Here is a 20,915-nt window from a genome sequence, read left to right on the forward strand (position 1 = left end):
CTCTCCATCTTAAATTTCCGGGAATTCTTCCCTTGTAAAATTTAAAATCATTTGAACTCCTCCGTGAATTCAAAACTATGCCTGAACTTCTCGACCATCTCCATGAATACCTTACGTCCGGACTCCGAACTCATCTTGCTCCATCTTTCAATAATCATCAATTGCAACATAAAGCTCAAAACCTTCTCCACGGAAAAATACTCGAAAACAACGGCTTCCTCTATAAAGTCCCAATGCAACAAATCCAACCCCCGCTCCCTTTCCACCAAATTAGGATTAGCCATTAAAGATATCACCTTATCCACGTAAGGATAATCCATAGCCAAGCCAAAATCTTTCGAATTGGACGTACGCAACGCTTTCGCGAAAGCATTGTTCCCGATCACCTCTTTCTCTATCTCTTTTCCGTATTTCCGACAATTCAACGCGGTGATCAGATTCTTGACATTCATTGAAAATTCCGCGTATCGTCTCACAAAAGAGTTTCCGGATTTCAATAAATAATCGTAATACATCCAACTCAACACATTTTCAGGAGCTACATCGTATTTCAGATGTTCTCCTTTAAAATCAGCTATAAATTGATTCAAATAAGGAAGTAAAGAAGAGGTAGGTTCGGCAATCTCATCTTCGAGTTGCTTTAAAGGATATACCGTCGAAAGAGTAGGGTCAGGCTCCTGCTTCGTCAACAGACGAAGAATCTGTACATGATCTGCCGGAAGAAAGAACAGATTCAAAAGTTCCATATCTTTTTTACTCAAATCGTTTTGAGCCAACTCCCGCAGATTACTGACAGATATTGCCAATTTCCGATCATCCCAAGCGATCTCCGGCAAACCGGCAATCAAACAGTAGTAACCATTTTTTAATATCATCCCTCTCAGTTTTATTTTACGATTCTGGATTCTGTCATTTTATGATTTCATGATTAAAACGCATAATCTCCAAATCATTCAATCACATAATCACACCATCTCATGATTCATTAATTTTTATAAAGAAGTTCTTTCGTGAAACTCCTCATGTATTGAGAGAAGAATGCCTCAAACAGTTCTTCCGAGAAAGTAATCTGATAACCTCCGTCTTTCGGCTGAATAACAAATTCACCTTCCACATTGCCGGCTTTTACACGTAAGCCCTTATCCAGAAGTTCTTTGTATTTGGTCGCAACAAAAGATTCAAATTGAGTTTTCTCATCATCCGAAAGGATCACTTCCAAATTTAAATTCCCGGATGAGATATCCCATTTTTTTACGATTGTCATCAACAACTCCTGAACAAATGTCTTCTCCTCAAATCCGACTTTTGCCATCTCTCCGGCAACTTTCCCCGAAATCAGCTCCGTAACGGACAATTTTAACGCGGCAATCGCTTGTCTCACGCTTAAATTCATCTCGGATTCTGCCTTTTTCTTCAAATTACTGATATCCGTATTGGCTGTAGCATGCATTTCGTCTGCTTTAGCCTTGGCCTCGGCTATAATCTTCTCGGCCTCTTGTCTTGCTTTCGCGAGGATCTCATCCGCCTCCTGACGTGCTTTATCCACCCCCTCGTCGTAAAGTTTCTTCGTTAAAACATCTAATTTATTCTCCATATATATGTGTATTGAAATAGTATTTTTCCATCCCCATTTTTTAACTTTTCTTTGTCTCTTAACTCTCTGAAAAAACGGCCTCAAGGTATTAAAAATTATCGGGAAAAGCAAATGAAAATTAACACGCCGAATCGCTGATTTCTTCTAACCGCCAAGCAGATCGAATCTAATAATTCGGATAATCCTAATCTTCAAATATCATACCAAAAATCAAAATACATGAATATAGATAACGTTTGCGGTGCTTATAAAGTTTATGAAATCTTTTTATTTCTCCATCTATTGCTTTCGTGGTCGACCATGCAGAAAAGTCGATTCGATAGCACTTTAACCCCGTCCCAAAGTGCTAACGTGAATAATTTAATGGAGAAATACCGATCATAAGATCAGCAGTTATTTTGAAAATAGTATATTTGTTTCGAATAAATAAAACCTGAAATAAGGACTCTGTTAAACAAAACCGGTTAAAAAGTCTCGCGTTGCGTAATTTAATTCGACTCATTATGTTAGATCACAAACTCACGATATTCTATCACACGGCAAAATACCTGAGCACGACAAAGGCTGCCGAAGAGCTGCATCTTTCCCAGCCGGCCATATCCAAAAGCATAAAAGAGTTGGAAAAAGAATTGGAAGTCACTCTTTTCGAACGGGAAAAAGGACGTTTCGTGTTGACTCCGGCAGGAAAGTATTTATTGGAAAAAAGTGAAGATTTATTGGATAAAGAGCGGGAGATCGAATTCGGCATCCATCAAATGAAACATGAATTTTCCGGTACTCTGTCTATCGGTGCCAGCACGACGCTGTCACAATACATCTTACCGGGAATGTTAGCCCCGTTCCGCGAGCGTTTCCCGCATATCAGGATTAACCTGATCAGCGGAAATACCAACCAGATCGAACAGGAAATCCTACACCGCAACATCCAGTTAGCCTTTATCGAAGGATCTCCCTCCGAACCGGATATTCACTACATACCTTTTTTACAGGACGAGATCGTATTGGTTACCTCAACCCGGAACCCGAGCAAGGAGGTCATCACCTTGGAAGAACTAAAACAACTGAAATTCGTGTTCAGGGAAAACGGTTCCGGAACTTATAAAATCATTCAGCAACAGTTAGCCAAATCAAATATCCGCATGGAAGAGTTGAACCAGCAGATTACGATCGGAACAACCGAAGGAATCAAACAATACCTGAAACATTCGGATTGCTATGCTCTCGTTTCCGTGTTCAGCATCCGGGAAGAGTTAGCTTCCGGAAAACTAAAAATCATCGATATACAAGAGTTGGAAATCTCCCGGGAATTGTACGCGATTCATAAACAGGGCTATTTAGATCCGTACGCCAATAAATTATTGCAATATTGTGTAAAAAACAAGAAAAAGAGTTGGTAGTACTTTGATAGTCCCTCCCAATCCGCGCGTACAATTCCATAAGGGAATTTGTGTTTTCGCAAAAACCACATTATCTTCGCAACACTTTTAAGAAAGATTATCAAAAAATAAGTGCATGAACAATTGGATAATACAAATAGCGGCCCCGGCAGCAAAAGCGGCAGATATGGATATGAGCCTATGGGGGTTGGTTGTCAAAGGGGGATGGTTAATGATCCCTATCTTTATTCTATCGATTATCGCCATTTACATCGCTTGCGAAAGATTTTGGATTCTTCGGAAAACAGGAACGGGAGATGAAGCATTCATGCAACTGATTCAAGAAAAAATACAAAAAAAAGACATAGAAGGAGCTTTAACCGACTGTGATACGGAAAATACCCCTTTGGCCAAAATCATAAGAAAAGGTATTCTATTGAGACAGGAGGCGCCGGGAGAGATTCGCGAGTCCATGGAAAATACGGCCAATTACGAAGTGGCAACTTTGGAAAAAGGCTTAGCGACCTTAGCGACCTGCGCGGGTACAGCTCCCATGATCGGGTTTTTGGGAACAGTCGTCGGAATGGTACAGGCATTCTACGACATGGCTATGGCCGGCAACAATATCGACATCAGTCTGTTGTCGAGGGGTATATATACGGCCATGATCACGACCGTGGCCGGATTGATCGTCGGGATCATCGGATACCTGGCTTATAACTACTTAGTTTCCCGGATTGATAAAATCGTCCTGCACATGGAACGGTATAACTCCGAACTCATCGACCTGCTGATCCGGTTAAAAAAACAGGAATCACCCCATCACTAAACCTTTTAATCACACAATCATTAAATCACTAAATCACAGAATCACAGAATCACTAAATCACTAAATCAATTATGTCCATCAAACGCAGTAGCAAAATAAATCCGAACTTTAACATGTCGTCCATGACCGACATCGTGTTTTTGCTATTGATCTTTTTTATGGTCTCCTCGACACTGATTAACCCCAATGCTTTACGCCTGGAATTACCCGAAAGTACAAATCAGACTTCTGAAAAACCGGTTACGGTTGTTTCTATCGATAAAAACCATACTTTCTACCTAAACGAAAAGGTAATTCCTTTTTCCAAGCTTGAAAGTAAGTTGGTCGAAGAGCTGAAAGATCAGGACAAACCCTGTATTTCCTTGCAGGCGGACAAGTCGGTTCCATTAGAACAGATCGTCAAAGTAATGAATATCGCCAAAGATCACAACTACCGCCTGATTATAGCAACTACCCCGGAATAAGGCAGATCGCTCCTATCCTCTTTCAAAAAAAAATTCTGCTTTCTGAAACCAATCGTTAAGGCAAGCGTATACAACCAAACAAGTGCTAATGGTAACACTTGTTATAACACATTGGAATTATAGAATAGCAACAATTGTTAAACTAAAACTAACTAAGTATGAAACGTTTATTATTATTATCTTTCATTGGATTGTTTGCACAGCTGATGATTTCATGTTATCCGGGAGGTGCGGATGACGTGGATGAGATGGATGTTGCCATAACGAATTATGACAAGAGTGCAGATTTTACGAAGTACACCACCTTTTCACTCCCGGATACGATTGTTTATTTCGTGGCTAAGGGAGAAACTCCCAATCACAAGTTCGATGCCCAAATTTTAGATTTGGTAAAGAAAAATTTTGAAGATAAGGGATATACCTACATGGAGCAAACCGAGATAAATCAACCGAGCTTTATCGTGACGGTTTCTGCCTTCTCAAATGTAAATTACTATTACGGAGCCAACTATTGGTATGATTACTGGGGATGGTATCCAGGATGGAATTGGATTTGGGGTTCAGGTTGGGGTCCGGGTTGGGGTCCTTCTTACCCGTGGTATCCTGTTGCTGTCTATTCCTATAGAAGCGGATCTATCGTGATTGATATGATCGCCACCGATGCTACGACGACCAGTACTAAAAAAGTTCCCGTTCTATGGAGCGGCGTAGCCGACGGAATTTTACAAGGTTCTGAGCAATCTATTCTGAACCGGATGACCTCCACTATTAATCAATGCTTCACTCAATCGCCTTACCTGAAAAGTGGTAACGCCCAGTAAAAGAACATCCTTATTGTCAATTTTTAAAGCAAAAGATTATGAGAAAACTATTATTTATATCATTGATATTATTCGGTCTTAGTCCCCTTGTAAAAGGACAGATGCTGAATTTAAACTACCAGATGTCAGTTCCAATCGGAAAAATCAACGACTTCACGGGTAAAATGAGCTTCAGAGGTATTGATTTGGAATACCACTATTTCTTAAGTGAACAATTCTCTATCGGAGGTATGGTGGGTTGGAACACGTTTTACAAAAACAAAGGTGTACAAACAGCAGATTTCTACTTTAAAGGAAATAGCGATATACACACCATTACCGGTCATCAATACCGTTATGTAAATACGGTACCCATTATGGCAATCGGCCGCTATTGGTTCACGGAAAGCAACACTCTTTTCAGACCCTATTTCGGTTTAGGAATCGGTACGAGCTGGACGGAATTGAAATTAGACGTGGGACAGTTCTCTTCGACGGAGTCCAGATGGCAATTCGCCTTTGCCCCGGAAATCGGAACTTTGATAGAATTAAACGATCAATTCGCCTTTAACTTGGGATTCAGATATTCTTACGGCACCAAAGCCGGAAACGGCAGAATTCCCGCGACACAAAGTTTTGCCATCAGCGTAGGTATTGTTCTGCAAGGTGTTAATTAAAACGCAAAACTCTATACAAAAACAACTAAGCAATCAAGAGCTGCCGAGTTTTCGGCAGCTCTTTTCATAATCTACAAATGCAACATACCGGAATTTTTTAATACCAATCGTGATTACTGGTATGCCAACCGATCTGTTTTACCACGGAAATCTTCCCGTTTAATTTCTTCTGGAACAACAGTCTCGGGTTTTCAATATTATTGATATCGTAACAATAGATACTTCCGTCCTCACACCCCACGAAAATCTGATCCGTTTGGTAAAAAGCATACGCCAAAGCCGTAATCTTGGAAGGGAAGGTGGCGTTAAAGGTCATAAATTTTCTTTGATTCGCATCTTCAGTTGCACTCCATGAAGTTGAGCGTTGCAGGTAATAAAGTTTGCTCCCTACCGTGTAAAAATCGCGGTACATGGCCTTTTTATTATAGCTAAGTGAAGGACGGTTATTGGCACTTACCAAAAACACCGAAGAGGCATCCAGTCTTACCGGAAGATAGAACCAACGCTCGAAGGTCGTACGGGTTATTGCTTCAGTTTGAGTGCTGAAAGAAAAATCTCCGACCAACGTTCGATTCTCCATCGTGGGATCGTTGTAATAGACGGTAAACAAGAGCGTCGTTCCGCCATATCCCCAACTGATATGGTTTTTTTCCGTCAAATACAACACCTCCGTACCTTCGGGAAATCCGGACACGGGTACATTATAGTGTGTTTTTATCGGAACCATCCGCGTCCGCCATATGGAAGGGTTGTCTCCCGGGAAAGACCCTCCGTCCCGCCAGGTCGTCGCCATCACCACTCTCCGGTTTTTTTCATCGTAACAGGGTATAACTCCCCCGTACTTAGAATGCCCGAACTTGGTTATTTTATACCCTCTGTCGTCTATCACGTAAGGTTCCGTCAGGTATTGTCCTCCCAAATAATTGGGAGACTTCATTCGATAAAACACCCTGCCGTCTTTTGTGGCCACAAATATACAGGCTCCGTCTTGGCCGGGATAATTGGGAGATTTTTCCCGTAAATCGGAAACCACGAAATTCGGGGGTGTCCCGTCCAAAAACTGATCCTTTACCTCCCCCACCTTCTCCATGTTCTGGATATTCACCTCGTAAGCCACCTGGTCCGTGATCACCACGCAGGCTCCCGACGGGCTGATATCCCGGGCGGTCTCCATACCCAGCTGAACCGGTTTACCGGGGAGCTTTCCGTGATTGATCTCCTCGTAAGCGTTGTCCTTTAACACATACACCACTTTTTGTTTGCCCTGTTCCGTCACGATCCGTCGGCAGATAGCCGAAAACTTCGTGTCATTTCCGTCTTCCGACAAGATAAACCAGTCATTCGGGGCAAAAGCAGAATAAATCGATACATACAGGCGGGCCGGGAAGGAGACGCCTGTCTCTTTCTCGATCACCGTAAAAGTTCCCCAGATAGCGTTCGAATTGGTATAAGCATCCAAACCCAACTTTTGAAACACCGAATCCGTGGGAAGCTCCATATCCAGCTGATCGCCGATCACGACACCGGCGATCTTCCACTCGTAACGAACCTCTTTCGCTCGAGCGGCGGAATCCGATCCCCAGGTAAACATACGACTCCCGTGGAACACCATGGTTTCTCCCTTACCGGCCCAACCGGATATATACTCCGGTGTTTTATTAAAATCTTGTATCCATTGAGGAGGGTTCAGCTCCGTATAGGTATAATTGCCCTCGTCCTTAAAACATCCCGACAAAAAGCCAAGAAAAAACAACAGACCGCATAGTTTTATATAATTCATACCATCTTATTTAACACGTTAAACATTAACAGACATCCATTCATTATTCTCTTCGTCCCATACCGGATGGTCGGCCAACCATTCTTTAAAAGCGATAACCAATTTCCGGACCTTATCCGGACGATCCCTGACCATCTCCGCGTTCAAGTCGTACGCCCCCTCGATATTCTCCAAGAAAGTCCTGTATTTTAGAGACGAATAGAAGCCCAGAGAGTAAAATTCCACCTCCCGGTCCCACCACTCCGGCTTCACGGCGTCTTTCGTGAAATGGATTACCGCCCGGGAACGCTCGAACTGTCCCACGGCTAACCCGTCGCCCGGTACTAACTCCACGACCAGACGTACCCCATTCTCCATATCGCCCAAACGGCCGCTTTTATTCATCCGGATTCGAATCGTATCCTGAAACATATCCAAATCCTCCGGGATCGGACCGGCATGAAACGTGTAGGAATCCGCCAATTCGTACTCGTCCGGGTTGGCGGTGGTCATCTCTTTCACCACTTTTAACCCGAAATGCAAGTCCTTGGCCAGGGGGCGTCCGGCAAGCACTACCACCAGCTCAGCCATCACGAACGTGTCCGTAGGCTTGGCAAAAAAGAAGGTCACGTTCGTGGAGTCGGCCTTCGCTGTTCCGGGTGCCGCCTCGTCTTTAAAAAATCGTTTAAAATACACCTCGTGCCGGTCTCCGAAAGGCTCGATATACTGTTCCTCACAAGCCGTAAAAAAGGCGATCCAAACCACCATACTGTATAACAAATATCTTTTCATATCTCGTGTCGTTTAAGATTACATACTCTGATTATCCGGTAGCGGAAACATATATTCGGATTTACTCAATTCGCGTTCTTCTCCCTCTTGCATAAATATCTTGGTTCCCAAGCGCTTGTAAAGATAGAACAACTGTCCCTCGGATATCCATTCCCGTTGCGCATCGCGAACCAAATCCCGTTGAAAAGAGGCATAATCCGTCGTAACAGGAAGATCTTTCATCGTGGCCCAGACACCTCCTCCGACATCGGCAGAGGTACTTCTGTTGCGGCGAACGGTATTTAAGATATCGTATGCCTGGGCAAATTGCCCCTTACGGGCATAACTCTCGGCCATAATGTAGCGCATCTCCGTGGCCCGGATAACAGGAAGGATCTGAACATTCTTCTGGCGTATTTTCGTGTCGTCGCTACAATACCATTTGGCCGATATTTTATATCCCCATAAACCTCCCGGTTGAAACAGAAGATAGCGGGAACGAATATCCATCTGAGACTCGTCATAGGAATCACTCGGGTTCAGAAATATCTTTTGCTTTCTTTCATCCAGGGCGAGCCAATTGCCTTGTGTCATTCCACTGGCCTCTTTCCGGAAAAAATCTCCAAGGTTATAGTCGTTGTAAGCCTCCTCGTTATAGAGAGCAAAAATCAGATTGGAGGTGAGTTTCAAATCCTCCTTTCGTTCGTTATCGTCATTCTGGATCGCCCAGAACTGTTCGGTGGAAAACATGTCATAAGAAGCCCCGTTCACCCCTTTCGCTTTAAATTTCAACACGGTATCCGCCATCTGGAAAGCCTCCTCGTACATACCGGCGTATTGGTACACCCTTGCCAACAAAGCGGTAATGGCGTAATAACTCAACCGGTATCCCCGCCCGGTATAAAAACCGTCTATCGTGTTCTCTTTATTAAACCCCTCCATTCCGGATTCCACGATGCCCTCGAAACGGGTTTTCCCGGTAGCGCTCATGCTCATTCCCAAAGCCGAAGTATCGAACTCAATCGTCAGCGCACGGGCGGTTTTCAAATCCCGGATCACCTTTTCGAGAAAAGGTTTTAACGCGATTCCATCGGGCTGGATATTGGGCGTCGCTTCCACGTAAGGAACCCGCTTTTCTCCGTCGTCATGGATCAAAGCCGGGGCAAAAAGCCGTACGATATCGAAATGCATCAAAGCCCGGCAGGCATAGGCCTCGCCCATGATCAATCTACGCTCCGTCTCTCCCCCGGCAAACAGGTCCGGGGAGGCCTTCTCCGTATTTTGTAACAAATTGTTCGCGTTGGCCACCACGTTAAAGCCGTCTTTCCAAATCGCATCGATAGTCGGCCTTAACGAAACATTGTAATAGTCGAAACTACCGGCGCTCCGATACATGCTTTTCCCGTCGTCCGAGTATTGCCAATTCCAAGTGTATTGCCGGGAGATACAATCCACGATACCGAATTGAAGTTCCACCCCGTACAAATTTTTGGACGTCATAGCCTGATAGATCCCGGCCAAAACGGAACGGTAGCCGTCGCCGGTAGTAAACAACTCGTCACTGGTTGCCTCTCCTTCCGGTTGCAGATCGAGCCAATCCCGGCAAGAACCGAAAAACAGCCCGGAGATCAAAAGAATGATTTGTATCTTTATTTTCATGATCCTTTCATTTTAAAATTAGAAACCTAACGTCAAGGTAAAACTGTAATTCTTGGCATAGGGATAACTGGTTCCCCGTTCCTGCCGTATCGTGGACCACCGGCAAATATCGTTCGCGTTAAAACGCAGCCCCAAGGAGGTCAAGCGGAATTTACGAATCAGCTCCTGATTGAAATCGTAACCACAGGAAAGGCCGCTAAATGCCACGTAATCATTGTCCTGAACGAAACGGGAAGTCGGCTGTGTCTGTTTTCTCGCTTTCAAATCAAAGAAAGGAGCGATATCGCCCGGCCGTTTCCAACGCTCCGTCAATACCCGGCGATCCACGTTTCCCCCGTCGATATCCGCCTCTTCCACTTTTTTGATCAACGTCTCGTTGTAATCCTGCGCTCCCCACTGGTAAAGGAAAGTGGTATTCACGTAGAAACCTTTCCAACCGATGTTGATCCCGAAAGATCCTTGCGCATCGGGGCTTTTATCTCCCACGACCACCTCATCCGCCGCGTTCCAGACATAGGTACTTCTCCCGTTTCTTTTCCGGAACAACTCCTGCCCGTTCGACGGATCGATACCGTAAGATGGAACCGCGTAAATGGCCGTGGTGGAAGCTCCCACGTAATACTGGGTTAAAGGAATATAAAGCAACTCTTTATATTCACCATCTCCTCCCTCCTCATTTTTACTATTATGAAAATCCTGAATATTTTTGTTGTATCGCTCGGCTTCCTGTCCCAATTTCGTGATTCTATTCGTGTTGGAAGCTAAAGTTCCGGTCAGGGCCACCGTCCAATCCCGAGTCTGTAAAACAGTCGCTGTTACCTTGATCTCGAATCCCTTGTTCCTGACAGAACCGGCATTCGTGTAAAAACCGGAGAAGCCGGAAGAGGTACGTATCGAGAGTTGCTCCAATTGATTTTTAGTATCTTTCCGGTAATAGCTGAATTCAAGACAATACCGCTCGTTAAACAACCCTAAGTTCATTCCGAAATCCACGGTATAGGTCTTCTCCCAGGTTAACTTCGGGTTGCCCAAGGCGATCAGGGTATTGGAAGGGGTGGCGTAATACCACTTGTCCGAGGTCTTATAGGTCGAGATGGCCGCGTAAGGGGGAAAATTCACGTTACCGGTCACCCCGTAAGTTCCCCGCACCCGTAAGGTACTGATCAGCCAATGATCTTTCAACCACTCGGTATTATGCACGTTCATACCCGCCCCGACGGACCAAAAGGGAGCAAAACGCTTGTCCTTACCGAACTTGGACGACCCGTCCAAACGGAAAGAACCGTCGAACAGGTAGATATTATTGTAGGAGTAGTTGACGGAAGCTAAAATCCCCAACAAACGACTCTTGTCGGAAGAGACACTTGCCTTACCGTCCTGCATGGCCGCATAGGTCGGAGAATGCAAATTACTCAACTGAAATCCCTTGTACCGCATAGAGGTGCTCTTCCCGTGAGTCTCCCGCACGTTTAAACCCGCCGTCGCGTTGATAAAGTGTTTCCCGACTGAACGGTTATAATAAAACATGGCATTTACATTCCAGTTAAAACTTTTATCGTCGGAAACAGACAAAACACCCCGTTCCCGGGTCGGAGCCGTGCTGAAAAAAGGGTCCTTCGGGTCGCGGAAAGATTCCGTTTCCGAATCGGTTTTTGTCAACGAAAGTTGACCTTTAAACGTGAAACCCTGTAAAATCGTAAGATTAATACTGAAATTATTGGTCAAATCGTTCAAACGCGACCTCCCCGTGTAGCTTCCCAATCGCTTGGCCTTGTAAAGCGGGTTAACCTCATCGTTCTTCAGCCTGATCAACAACTCCCCGTCGTTTGAATAAGGAGCGTAATAGGGTTGTAATTTGGCATAAGTATCGAACGACCCGTAAGGAGAGTCCTGTGACCGGGTCACGTTAAACGAAACGGAATTCATGATCTGCAACCACCCTTTATTCCGGTAATCCAACGTCAAACCGGCCCCCGCATTGTCCCGGTAAGAACCGGCCATCGCCCCGTTATGCGTCCCGTAATTCAGGTCCAAGCCGTAACGGATACTTTCCACTCCCCCGGAAACATTCAAACTATGCGAGTGATTGAACACGTTTTGCAGGGGTTGGGCCAACCAATCGGTTTTTACCCCGCGACGTACCTCGTTTACCAAATCGTTGTAAGCAAGGTCTTTTAATAATTGCATCCCGGCGTCGCCATCCTCCTGAATGTATTTTCCGGATAATTTTTCCACCACCAGCTTCTCCTCGGCATTACACAAGTTGTAATCCGAAAGATCCGGGAACTCCGCTCCCCCGGTAAAATTGTAAGATACCCGCAACTCTCCGGGTACAGGAGGTACGGTGGTAACCACGACGACCCCGTTGGCCGCCCGGGAACCGTACATGGCCGTGGCTGCCGCATCTTTCAAAATGGTCATGCTCTCGATCCGGTTCATGTCCATATCGTATATTTTCTGAACGGCAACCTCGAACCCGTCTAAGATAAAGATAGGCAGATTCGGGTTATCCTTCAACGCGGTACGTTGTGTTCGACGATTTTTTTCCACATCCAGTCCCCGCTCGATACCGAGACTTCCTTCACCCCGGATCGTAAACTCGGGTAGGGCATTCGGGTCCGATCCGAACAGTTTATTCTCCTTGATCCGGAAAGAGGGATCGAACGCTTGAAGCGCTGCAATAACGTTCTTATTATTGGCTTTCAGCAATTGATCTCTTGTCACGGTCGTCGCATTCCCGGTAAAACTCTCTTTTTTCAATTTCAAATAACCGGTTACCACCACATCCTCCAACTTCTGCAAATCCTCTTTCATGACCACGTTAATCGTGTCCTGCCCCGTGTATTTGATCTCCTGGGTCTTCATGCTTAAAAAGGAAAATACCAACGTGATACTCTTTACGTCCGGTAACGACAAGGAGTATTTTCCATCCACACCCGTGGCCGTTCCCAAAGTCGTCCCCTTTATCAATACCGTGACCCCTGGCAAGGGTACTTTTTTCTCGTCAGTCACCTTTCCAGCAACTTTGATTTTCTTGGTTTTCTTGTCTTCTATCACGGGTTTCAACACGATCACGGCATCCTGAATCACGTAAGTCAACCCCGTACCTCTCAAGCAAACATTTAAAATCTCCTCGATATCGGAAGCCCGTACCTCGACATTCACTTTACCGACCTTATCCAGATCCTCTTCGTTATACATGAAAATGAATTTAGTCTGGTGTTCTATCGCCCACATGACATCTTTCAAAAAAACATTTTTCATGGACAATTTCACCTCTCGATCGAGTTTGAAGCTCTCCGCCCCGCGAACATTCAATACACCCGACAAAACGAATAATAATACCCAACCGAAGACGACTCCCTCTTTTTTTAATCTTCCGGGATACCTCCGGCACAATGTCAGAATTTTCTTCATAAATTGTTTGTTTTAGTTATGCAACTTAATTAAAAGGAACATCAAAGAATGGCTATAAACCATCGTTTATTGACACGACAAAACAACAAGTATGGATATTACGTGAATATTTGTTAACTATTTAGTAATTAGAGTTAATGGCGTTTTTTTAAGGAAGTATCGGGGAGTTCTATATCAAAAAAAGCATAACATCAATAAACGATCCTTTTAAGAATGACTCATCGCTCACTACTTATATAACACAAAAAACCGTTTTTATGGGGAATGAAAAACTCGTTTTTTTATAAAAAATATATTATATCACTAATTATCAATTTATTATATTCGTGATAAAATAAAGAGTCGAGATTCTCAAATAGAAAAGCACTTGTCATATCCTCTTGTTTTATCTTTTCTCCATAAATAAAAGTTATACCGAATAACAATTTATATCTTATGTTTCGTAAAAAAATTTAGTTTCTTCGCATCGGCTTTTAAAAGAGATTAAACCAACAATATTAATAAGTACAATACAATGAAATTAAGTGAAAAAAGAGGCAATATGCTCCACGGCGTTTTGTTGATCGCCTTATTCTCCTGTGCAGCATTTTACATCAGTGAATTTCCCTTCGTAAAAAAACTGTCTTTTAGCCCCCTTATCGTGGGTATTATTTTAGGTATGCTATATGCCAATAGTTTACGAAACAGATTACCGGCAACGTGGGTCCCGGGAATCTTATTTTGTTCTAAAAAAATCTTGCGCTTAGGAATTATTTTATACGGATTCAGGCTGACGTTTCAAAACGTTGTAGCCGTAGGATTACCGGCCATTTTGATCGATGCTGTCGTCGTAACGATTACGATATACGGAGGCGTACTTATCGGCAAATTGCTCAAAATGGATAAAGGCATAGCTTTGCTGACCTCTATCGGAAGCGGAATATGCGGAGCGGCCGCCATTCTGGGAGCGGAATCGACCATAAAAGCCAAACCTTACAAAACGGCCGTGGCCATATCTACTGTCGTTATCTTCGGAACCATCTCCATGTTCATCTACCCCATGCTCTATAAAAGCGGTATCGTGGATTTAAATCCCGAACAAATGGGAATATATACCGGTTCAACGCTGCATGAAGTAGCTCACGTCGTGGGAGCAGGAAATGCCATGGGAGAAGAGATCGCGGCCGTTTCCATTATCGTCAAAATGATCCGGGTCATCATGCTTGTTCCCGTTTTACTGATCGTAAGTTATTTGGTAGCCCGTGCCAGAAAAAACAAAAACAAACAACAAACAGGAGGACAGAAAATAACAGTGCCCTGGTTCGCTTTCGGTTTTCTGATCGTGATCGGATTCAATTCTTTTAACCTCTTGCCTCAACCGGTCATCGGTTTTATCAATGACTTCGATACCTTTTTATTAACCATGGCCATGACGGCCCTCGGGGCAGAAACGAGTATTGAAAAATTTAAAAAAGCAGGAGCAAAACCGTTTATTCTGGCATTAGTCCTCTATGTCTGGCTTTTAGGCGGCGGTTATTTATTAGTAAAATATTTAAGTCCATACCTTATTTAATTGTAGATTCTGAGATTAAAAAGATTTACGATTTCGGATTTTAGATTGACGATTTAAAGAGGGTAAGATCAGAATCTTAATCATAAATCGTAAATCAAAAATTAATTTACAATCTACAATTTAAAATTTACAATTGATTAAAGGGGGAAGGGAGAAAAACGAAGGGGTATAAATAGTGAACGGCGAGTGTCGGGTTCGAGTTTCGGAACGCCCACCCGACGGATTGTTTGAGCGTAGCGAGTCCCGGAGGGTAGTGAACGAAAATCGACTACACGACCGACGAGAACCTCCCCGCCCCGAGGAGTTATCCCTTGCGATTGTAGATTGACGATTTGAAGAATCAAAAGATTCTGGGATTAAAGGATTCAGTGATTGGGGATTAAGAGATTAAAAAGATTGACGATTGTAAATTGTCATTCTTTTATCTGTTTAACCATTGCTTAAACTCTTGTATTCGATCCGTACTGACAATCGATTCTATACCGTCGGGAGGGAGCGGCGACAAAATAACTTTGATCCGGCTATTGGAATAGCGAACCATCTCTTTAATTGCCGCAAAATTGATAATAAATTTCCGGTTTATTTTGAAGAAATGAAGGGGATTCAACTTGGTTTCTATGCCGCTTATGGTCTGATCCAGAATATAGTTCTGTCCATCCCGGGTAAAAAGGATAAGGTACTTCCCGTCTGCCATAAAATATGCGACCTCCTGCACCGCAACAGATCTCATCTTGGCACCGACGGTTACCAGAAAACGCTCCTGAAAAACAGACAAGGAGGCTGTCGGGAAAGGGGCTGAATCGGAACGAAGTGTACCTAATTTCGACAAGGCCCGTTGCAGTTCCTCTTTGTCGAACGGTTTTAAGATATAATCAATTCCCTGATATTTAAAAGCTTTCAAGGCATATTCATCGTAAGCCGTAATAAAAATGACCGGAACATGGATCTCTACCTGCTCGAAAATATCGAAACTTTGTCCATCACCCAAATGAATATCCATAAAAATCAAATCCGTCCGGTTCTTTTTCAACCATTTCACACTATCCGCCACCGAATCTAATTTCACCTCTATTTTAATGTCCGGAGCAACCTCTTTTAAAAGTGTTTCCAATTCAGTTGCAGCCAAACACTCATCTTCAATGATAACAGCATTCATATCCATCGATTTTAATTCAGAGCCTTTACCCTCCCTATTCGCAAAAATAGATAAAATAATAACGATTGACAATCGCAAATTAAAAAAGCAGTGAACTTTCGTTCACTGCTTTTCCCTCTTGGTTTTTAATTACTACTTATCTTCCACCCAAATTTGGATTATTCTGGATAGCCTCCTCCGGGTACGGAATAATATATTTAGGATCATCCTGTTGCAACGTAGCCGTATGCATATCAAAATCGGCATCAAAATAAACTTTCACGATCTCGGGGCGAGTCGTACGCCGCAAATCGAACCAACGATGTCCCTCGAATATCAATTCCCGGGCACGCTCGTTCATGATCTCGTCGATCAATTGTTGTTGATTCATAGCTTCAATTTCAGTAGCCTTTTCATTGTAATAACTATTTTGCAACCGATTTTTCAGCAAAGTCAACAAATAACTTTTTGCTATCGACAATTTACCGTCTTGGCGAGCTGCAGCCTCTGCGGCAATCAAATAGATTTCCGAACTGCGAAAACTTACCTTTTCTCCCTGTGTCCCTCCTTTTCCGGCATAAGCGGCTGCATAACCGGGTCGTAGATAGAGTCCTATACGCGCATCTTTATATACCTCACCCTCTTTATCCATATTGTATTTACTCAAAACGTTATCCAAAACATACATATCCTCCCGAATCACCGTACTGGAAACTTGTTCCATAGAAAGGATAGCCTCCTTAGACTCGCTTGTCCAAGGTTTTACCGTCCCTGTTACAATATCTTCCAAAGGACATTGAGGTAAAATATCTTCGGCAGCTTTTTGTGCCAACTCCCATTCGCCCCGATATAAACGTACCCTTGCTTCAAAAGCCTTTAAGGATTTCTTGGAAAAACGATAACGAGTAGCCGCAGGCTGTTCCTCTACCTGCATATATTTCCCGGCCTCCTCGATATCGGATACGATCTGCTTGTATACATTCTCTACGCTTGAAGGCACGAATTCCTGTCCGATATCTATCGTCAAATAAAGCGGAATGCCTCTGTCCGAAGTTGCAGTTTCCGGGGTATACCATTTCGCGTAAAGATTCAACAGGTCGAAATGCACGTAAGCTCTCAGGCAATAGGCTTCTGCCAATAATTGTTCTCTCGTATCCGTTTTCACATCCTCTTTGGCATCCATCACGCCTTCGATAACACTATTGGCATAAAATATCGTCTTATAGGCATCCGTCCAAGGATAAGTCGGGGTAATCGGATCCGGATTTTCGTCATTCCAAGTCGCCAGGTCAATATGGTCTTCGTAGGATAACCCGTACGCATCCGGAAAAACTTCATCCGAACGAACCGTCAACAAACGTTTATATTGGGGATAAGTACCGTAAGCCGTGGTCAATAATGCACGAAACTCGGAAATCTCATCAGGAATCACTTTCCCTACCGGTTCCACATCCAAATAATTACATGATGTAAACAGAACCAGTGAAACTACGATATATTGTATATATTTCATCATATATTCTTCCTAATTAAAATGTTAAATCAAGGCCACAAGAGAAGGTTTTTGCCAACGGCTGAGCATACATACTTCCATAGGTCTCCGGATCGAAATACCCTTTATAACTTCCGCCGAAAACAAATGGATTACGAGCCTCGAAGCTTACCCGCGCGGAAGCAAAACCGATCCTTTTCATGGCATTCTCGGGTATTGTATATCCCAGGCGGATACTGTTGATTCTCATATAGCTCATCTGCTTAAACCAGATATCATAATTTTTAAAAGAAGAACCCTGGTCCATTCCTCCGATCCATTGGTAAGCCCAATTATCCGCTCCCTCCGTGTTTGTTCCTAAAATCCGGGGGTATTTCCCGTTCGGGTTACTCGGAGACCACACATCCAGCATTTTCTTGGAATAGTTTTGTCCCGGAGAGGTCGAAGTCGGATTGTAGAACGGGGTTTCCTGAACGGTCTGGTCCAAAATAAAGGAAGCGGATACCGTCAAGTCAAAATTTTTATAATAGAACCGGTTGATCCATCCCCCGGTAAATTTCGGTTCCGTTGTTCCTTCATAGGTAAACAGATTCCGGTATTCTTCCGCCGTCAAATTACTTTTCAGGAAAGGAATAAAGCCTCCCATCATATATCCGTACTCCAATCCATAAAAATCGTAGAATGAAACTTTTTCTCCTTGCTTATTCAAAAATACGGGTAAACCGTTCTCGTCCAATCCGGCTGTTTTCAAAGAGAATACAGCTCCCACGGAATAACCCTCTCTTGAAGGTTCGTACGAATTTTCCCTTACGTTGATTTTATTGATTTTACTCTTATTATGAGCGATATTGAAATCCATAGCCCATCTGAAATCTTTGGTCTTCACGTTAACCGTAGACAATGAAAACTCATATCCCTTGTTGGTCAGCTTCGCCCAGTTCATCGTCGAGTAGTTAAAACCGTTTTCTCCGGGTAAAGCCCGTATACCGATCAAATCATCACTCACCCGATGGTATACATCCACGCTGAGAGCGATCCGATTATTCAAGACGGCTACATCCAATCCTCCGTTCCAGTTCTTTGTTTTTTCCCAACGCAAATATTGATTAGGCGGAGAACTCACGGTAATATTGGACTCGTTATTCCCGGGAAGAATCGTTATGTTGCCCCATTCTCCCACAATCTCAGGTGAAGTATTTTTATCTACGTTCCCCTGAATTCCGTAAGAGGCTCTTAATTTCAAATCGGATATCCACTCCACGTTGCTTAAGAAACTTTCCTGATTGATGTTCCAGGCAGCAGAAACAGACCACAACGGTAAATATTTATATTTCCGGTCGACACCGAACATATTGGATCCGTCATAACGCAAGCTTCCGAAGAATGTATAACGATAATCATACGTGTAGGATGCCGTCATATAATAAGAGAGGAATCGATCTTCATTGAACGTCTTCTTATATTGACGGAAAGAGGCATCGTTTATCATCGTATTTCCCTCTGGAAATACCAGCGGTTTGGTCGTCAAAGAGTTCGGATCGTAACCGAAGCCTTTCGTTTGAATATCGGTTGTTTTACTTCCCCGCATTTCCAATCCCATCATCACATCGACAGCATGTTTATCGGCAAAAACCTTATCGAACTCTCCCTGAATTTTCCACTGATACTGGTTCATATCCGTCGTCGCATTCTGGATAATACCTCCATCCGGCAAGAAAGAGACTCCCTCGCCATTTCTGGCCTTCTCCCTGTATTTTCTAACATAATAGGTATTTTGATCGGCAATCTTTTCCGAAGCGGTATGTTCCAACTGCATAGAGAATTGAGTTTGCAGTTTTAACCAGGAAGCCACCTTGTAATCGATAGAGATCATCGGCTTTATGGAACGGTTTTTCAAGGTATAATCGGTATTGTTCATCTCCTCGACAAAATTAAAATCCAAGTGCCGTCCGCTATATCCCTCTATATCCTTATCATACACGTAGTCTCCATTTTCATCTCTTACCCTCAGATACGGATTGGCCGTACGAGAGTAATAAGCAGGATTAATAAAAGCGTCTGCATCGGTCAAATAACTTTTCCTTTTACTGTCTGTAATGAACAAAGAGACTCCCACGTTGAAATTTTTAAACAAATCGAAATCGGTCTTCATCGTTAAATTATAACGTTCGAAATCGGTACCGCGAGTTGTTCCTTCCTCGTTATAATATCCTCCTGAAAAATAGTATCTGGCTAAATCAGAACCTCCGGATACGCTTAAATTGTATTGTTGGTTCACGGCATTCCGGTATATCACATCTCCCCAGTCCGTATTGATATTACGTAACGCGTTTATCTCCGATTGAGCATCAGAGGATATACCGCTGAAACCATTCTGACGAAGAGCATCCAATTGACCGTACCGGGACAAGATACGGGAAACTTCCCCGTATTCGCTCCTATAATCCAAATCACTCCGGGAAGCGATATCCAGTTCAAAATCCACTTTCTCGGAAGCATTCATCAACCTCAACTTACCCAAATCCGGCTTCAAGGTATAAAAAACACCTCCTGAAAAGTTTACCCTCGGTTTACCTTTAGCACCTTTTTTAGTGGTAATAACGATCACTCCATTAGCGGCACGAGCGCCATAAATAGCCGTAGCCGCGGCATCTTTCAATACCGTGATATCCTGGATATCCGCCGGGTTCACTCCCGCGATGGAAGTATTATACAGTTCGTCAATATTATCTTTATCACTAAAATTGGCCGGAATATCGTTCCCCTCCAGAATCATTCCGTCCATCACCCATAATGGATCGGTACTTCCGGTCAAGGAAACCGTACTGCGGATACGCATTTTATTAGGAGCACCCGGAGCGCCATTCGTAGGAATTGACGTCATTCCGGCAACTTGTCCCTCCAACAACTGATCGACACTGGCAACCCCGACTCTTTTAATATCGTCCATATCCACTTTTACCATCGAAGAAGTAACCTTTCTCTTATCCAACTGTTGATAACCGGTCGAATAAACGACCACTTCATCCAACTGCTTCTGATCCAACTTCAGAAGAATCTTAAAATCCTCTCCTTTGCTGACATCCACCTTCTGGGTAAGGTATCCTATATAACTAACCATCACGTATTTCACCGCTTTCGGTAACTTCATCTCAAAACGACCTTCCAAATCCGTAGCCGTCCCCTGCGGGGTGAAATTTTTCGCCTCGACCGCTTCAGGGTCAATAAATACTGTCGCTCCAATCAAAGGTTCTTTGGTGATCGAATCCAACACCTCGCCTTTAATTATTCTGATATCCTTGTCCTTTTGGGCAAATATCATAAGCGGACAGAACAGAGCAATTAACAATAAAATTTTTCTCATTTTCGTTTGTTTTAAATTGTAGTTTT

The 20,915-nt window shown here is 43.5% G+C and carries 16 protein-coding genes; 7 read left to right on the forward strand and 9 right to left on the reverse strand.

Annotation, left to right across the window (positions count from 1 at the left end):
- Positions 1-47: 47 nt before the first annotated feature.
- Positions 48-875 (reverse strand): DUF2764 family protein, encoded by an 828-nt coding sequence (locus PGR74_RS12125; RefSeq protein ID WP_041501904.1) that lies wholly within the window; start codon positions 873-875, stop codon positions 48-50.
- A gap of 110 nt (positions 876-985) precedes the next feature.
- Positions 986-1,594: an ATP synthase subunit E gene (locus tag PGR74_RS12130; RefSeq protein WP_041501903.1), complete on the reverse strand. Its 609-nt coding sequence runs from the start codon at positions 1,592-1,594 to the stop codon at positions 986-988.
- Positions 1,595-1,813: 219 nt separating this feature from the next.
- On the opposite strand from PGR74_RS12130, the gene PGR74_RS12135 reads away from it, so the two are divergent.
- The 6 genes from PGR74_RS12135 to PGR74_RS12160 all read left to right on the forward strand — a co-directional run bounded on the left by PGR74_RS12135 (position 1,814) and on the right by PGR74_RS12160 (position 5,740).
- Positions 1,814-1,978 carry a hypothetical protein gene (locus tag PGR74_RS12135; protein WP_270517270.1) on the forward strand — a complete coding sequence of 55 codons (165 nt, stop codon included), beginning with the start codon at positions 1,814-1,816 and terminating at the stop codon, positions 1,976-1,978.
- A 119-nt stretch (positions 1,979-2,097) separates the two neighbouring features.
- Complete coding sequence (locus PGR74_RS12140) at positions 2,098-2,991, forward strand: LysR substrate-binding domain-containing protein (protein ID WP_041501902.1); 894 nt, start codon at positions 2,098-2,100, stop codon at positions 2,989-2,991.
- Between the two features lie 115 nt (positions 2,992-3,106).
- Complete coding sequence (locus tag PGR74_RS12145) at positions 3,107-3,799, forward strand: MotA/TolQ/ExbB proton channel family protein (protein ID WP_059025311.1); 693 nt, start codon at positions 3,107-3,109, stop codon at positions 3,797-3,799.
- A 71-nt stretch (positions 3,800-3,870) separates the two neighbouring features.
- On the forward strand, positions 3,871-4,263 hold the full coding sequence (locus tag PGR74_RS12150) for an ExbD/TolR family protein (RefSeq protein ID WP_070807428.1): 393 nt from the start codon (positions 3,871-3,873) through the stop codon (positions 4,261-4,263).
- Between the two features lie 158 nt (positions 4,264-4,421).
- The gene (locus PGR74_RS12155; protein ID WP_041501899.1) at positions 4,422-5,084 is read left to right on the forward strand and encodes a DUF4136 domain-containing protein; all 663 of its coding nucleotides are present in this window, start codon (positions 4,422-4,424) and stop codon (positions 5,082-5,084) included.
- Positions 5,085-5,122: 38 nt separating this feature from the next.
- Positions 5,123-5,740, forward strand: a complete 618-nt coding sequence (locus PGR74_RS12160; protein ID WP_059025310.1) for an outer membrane beta-barrel protein — start codon at positions 5,123-5,125, stop codon at positions 5,738-5,740.
- A 97-nt stretch (positions 5,741-5,837) separates the two neighbouring features.
- Here PGR74_RS12160 and PGR74_RS12165 read toward each other — a convergent pair whose 3' ends face one another.
- From PGR74_RS12165 to PGR74_RS12180, 4 genes are read right to left on the reverse strand one after another with little or no spacing between them, the layout of a single operon-like run.
- On the reverse strand, positions 5,838-7,520 hold the full coding sequence (locus PGR74_RS12165; RefSeq protein ID WP_270517271.1) for a PKD-like family lipoprotein: 1,683 nt from the start codon (positions 7,518-7,520) through the stop codon (positions 5,838-5,840).
- Between the two features lie 18 nt (positions 7,521-7,538).
- Positions 7,539-8,291: a DUF4843 domain-containing protein gene (locus PGR74_RS12170; protein ID WP_270517272.1), complete on the reverse strand. Its 753-nt coding sequence runs from the start codon at positions 8,289-8,291 to the stop codon at positions 7,539-7,541.
- Between the two features lie 18 nt (positions 8,292-8,309).
- The gene (locus tag PGR74_RS12175) at positions 8,310-9,929 is read right to left on the reverse strand and encodes a RagB/SusD family nutrient uptake outer membrane protein (RefSeq protein WP_270517273.1); all 1,620 of its coding nucleotides are present in this window, start codon (positions 9,927-9,929) and stop codon (positions 8,310-8,312) included.
- Positions 9,930-9,947: 18 nt separating this feature from the next.
- Positions 9,948-13,346, reverse strand: a complete 3,399-nt coding sequence (locus PGR74_RS12180) for a SusC/RagA family TonB-linked outer membrane protein (protein WP_270517274.1) — start codon at positions 13,344-13,346, stop codon at positions 9,948-9,950.
- A gap of 541 nt (positions 13,347-13,887) precedes the next feature.
- On the opposite strand from PGR74_RS12180, the gene PGR74_RS12185 reads away from it, so the two are divergent.
- Entirely contained in the window at positions 13,888-14,898 is a 1,011-nt protein-coding gene (locus PGR74_RS12185) for a YeiH family protein (RefSeq protein WP_059025305.1), read from the forward strand.
- 421 nt (positions 14,899-15,319) lie between these two features.
- On the opposite strand, the gene PGR74_RS12190 is transcribed toward PGR74_RS12185, so the two are convergent.
- The 3 genes from PGR74_RS12190 to PGR74_RS12200 all read right to left on the reverse strand — a co-directional run bounded on the left by PGR74_RS12190 (position 15,320) and on the right by PGR74_RS12200 (position 20,889).
- On the reverse strand, positions 15,320-16,054 hold the full coding sequence (locus tag PGR74_RS12190; protein WP_041501893.1) for a LytR/AlgR family response regulator transcription factor: 735 nt from the start codon (positions 16,052-16,054) through the stop codon (positions 15,320-15,322).
- Positions 16,055-16,190: 136 nt separating this feature from the next.
- Complete coding sequence (locus tag PGR74_RS12195) at positions 16,191-17,549, reverse strand: RagB/SusD family nutrient uptake outer membrane protein (protein ID WP_270517275.1); 1,359 nt, start codon at positions 17,547-17,549, stop codon at positions 16,191-16,193.
- Positions 17,550-17,562: 13 nt separating this feature from the next.
- On the reverse strand, positions 17,563-20,889 hold the full coding sequence (locus tag PGR74_RS12200; protein ID WP_041504640.1) for a SusC/RagA family TonB-linked outer membrane protein: 3,327 nt from the start codon (positions 20,887-20,889) through the stop codon (positions 17,563-17,565).
- Positions 20,890-20,915 lie beyond the last annotated feature (26 nt).

Origin of the sequence: Sanguibacteroides sp. AM78-02pH3A, from assembly GCF_027666085.1 — a bacterium.
Taxonomy (GTDB): domain Bacteria; phylum Bacteroidota; class Bacteroidia; order Bacteroidales; family Marinifilaceae; genus Gabonibacter; species Gabonibacter massiliensis.

Coding starts and splice junctions, on each gene's coding strand:
- PGR74_RS12125 (WP_041501904.1), bottom strand. CDS start 875: ATGATATTAAAAAATGGTTACTACTGTTTGATTGCCGGTTTGCCGGAG.
- PGR74_RS12130 (WP_041501903.1), bottom strand. CDS start 1,594: ATGGAGAATAAATTAGATGTTTTAACGAAGAAACTTTACGACGAGGGG.
- PGR74_RS12135 (WP_270517270.1), top strand. CDS start 1,814: ATGAATATAGATAACGTTTGCGGTGCTTATAAAGTTTATGAAATCTTT.
- PGR74_RS12140 (WP_041501902.1), top strand. CDS start 2,098: ATGTTAGATCACAAACTCACGATATTCTATCACACGGCAAAATACCTG.
- PGR74_RS12145 (WP_059025311.1), top strand. CDS start 3,107: ATGAACAATTGGATAATACAAATAGCGGCCCCGGCAGCAAAAGCGGCA.
- PGR74_RS12150 (WP_070807428.1), top strand. CDS start 3,871: ATGTCCATCAAACGCAGTAGCAAAATAAATCCGAACTTTAACATGTCG.
- PGR74_RS12155 (WP_041501899.1), top strand. CDS start 4,422: ATGAAACGTTTATTATTATTATCTTTCATTGGATTGTTTGCACAGCTG.
- PGR74_RS12160 (WP_059025310.1), top strand. CDS start 5,123: ATGAGAAAACTATTATTTATATCATTGATATTATTCGGTCTTAGTCCC.
- PGR74_RS12165 (WP_270517271.1), bottom strand. CDS start 7,520: ATGAATTATATAAAACTATGCGGTCTGTTGTTTTTTCTTGGCTTTTTG.
- PGR74_RS12170 (WP_270517272.1), bottom strand. CDS start 8,291: ATGAAAAGATATTTGTTATACAGTATGGTGGTTTGGATCGCCTTTTTT.
- PGR74_RS12175 (WP_270517273.1), bottom strand. CDS start 9,929: ATGAAAATAAAGATACAAATCATTCTTTTGATCTCCGGGCTGTTTTTC.
- PGR74_RS12180 (WP_270517274.1), bottom strand. CDS start 13,346: ATGAAGAAAATTCTGACATTGTGCCGGAGGTATCCCGGAAGATTAAAA.
- PGR74_RS12185 (WP_059025305.1), top strand. CDS start 13,888: ATGCTCCACGGCGTTTTGTTGATCGCCTTATTCTCCTGTGCAGCATTT.
- PGR74_RS12190 (WP_041501893.1), bottom strand. CDS start 16,054: ATGAATGCTGTTATCATTGAAGATGAGTGTTTGGCTGCAACTGAATTG.
- PGR74_RS12195 (WP_270517275.1), bottom strand. CDS start 17,549: ATGATGAAATATATACAATATATCGTAGTTTCACTGGTTCTGTTTACA.
- PGR74_RS12200 (WP_041504640.1), bottom strand. CDS start 20,889: ATGAGAAAAATTTTATTGTTAATTGCTCTGTTCTGTCCGCTTATGATA.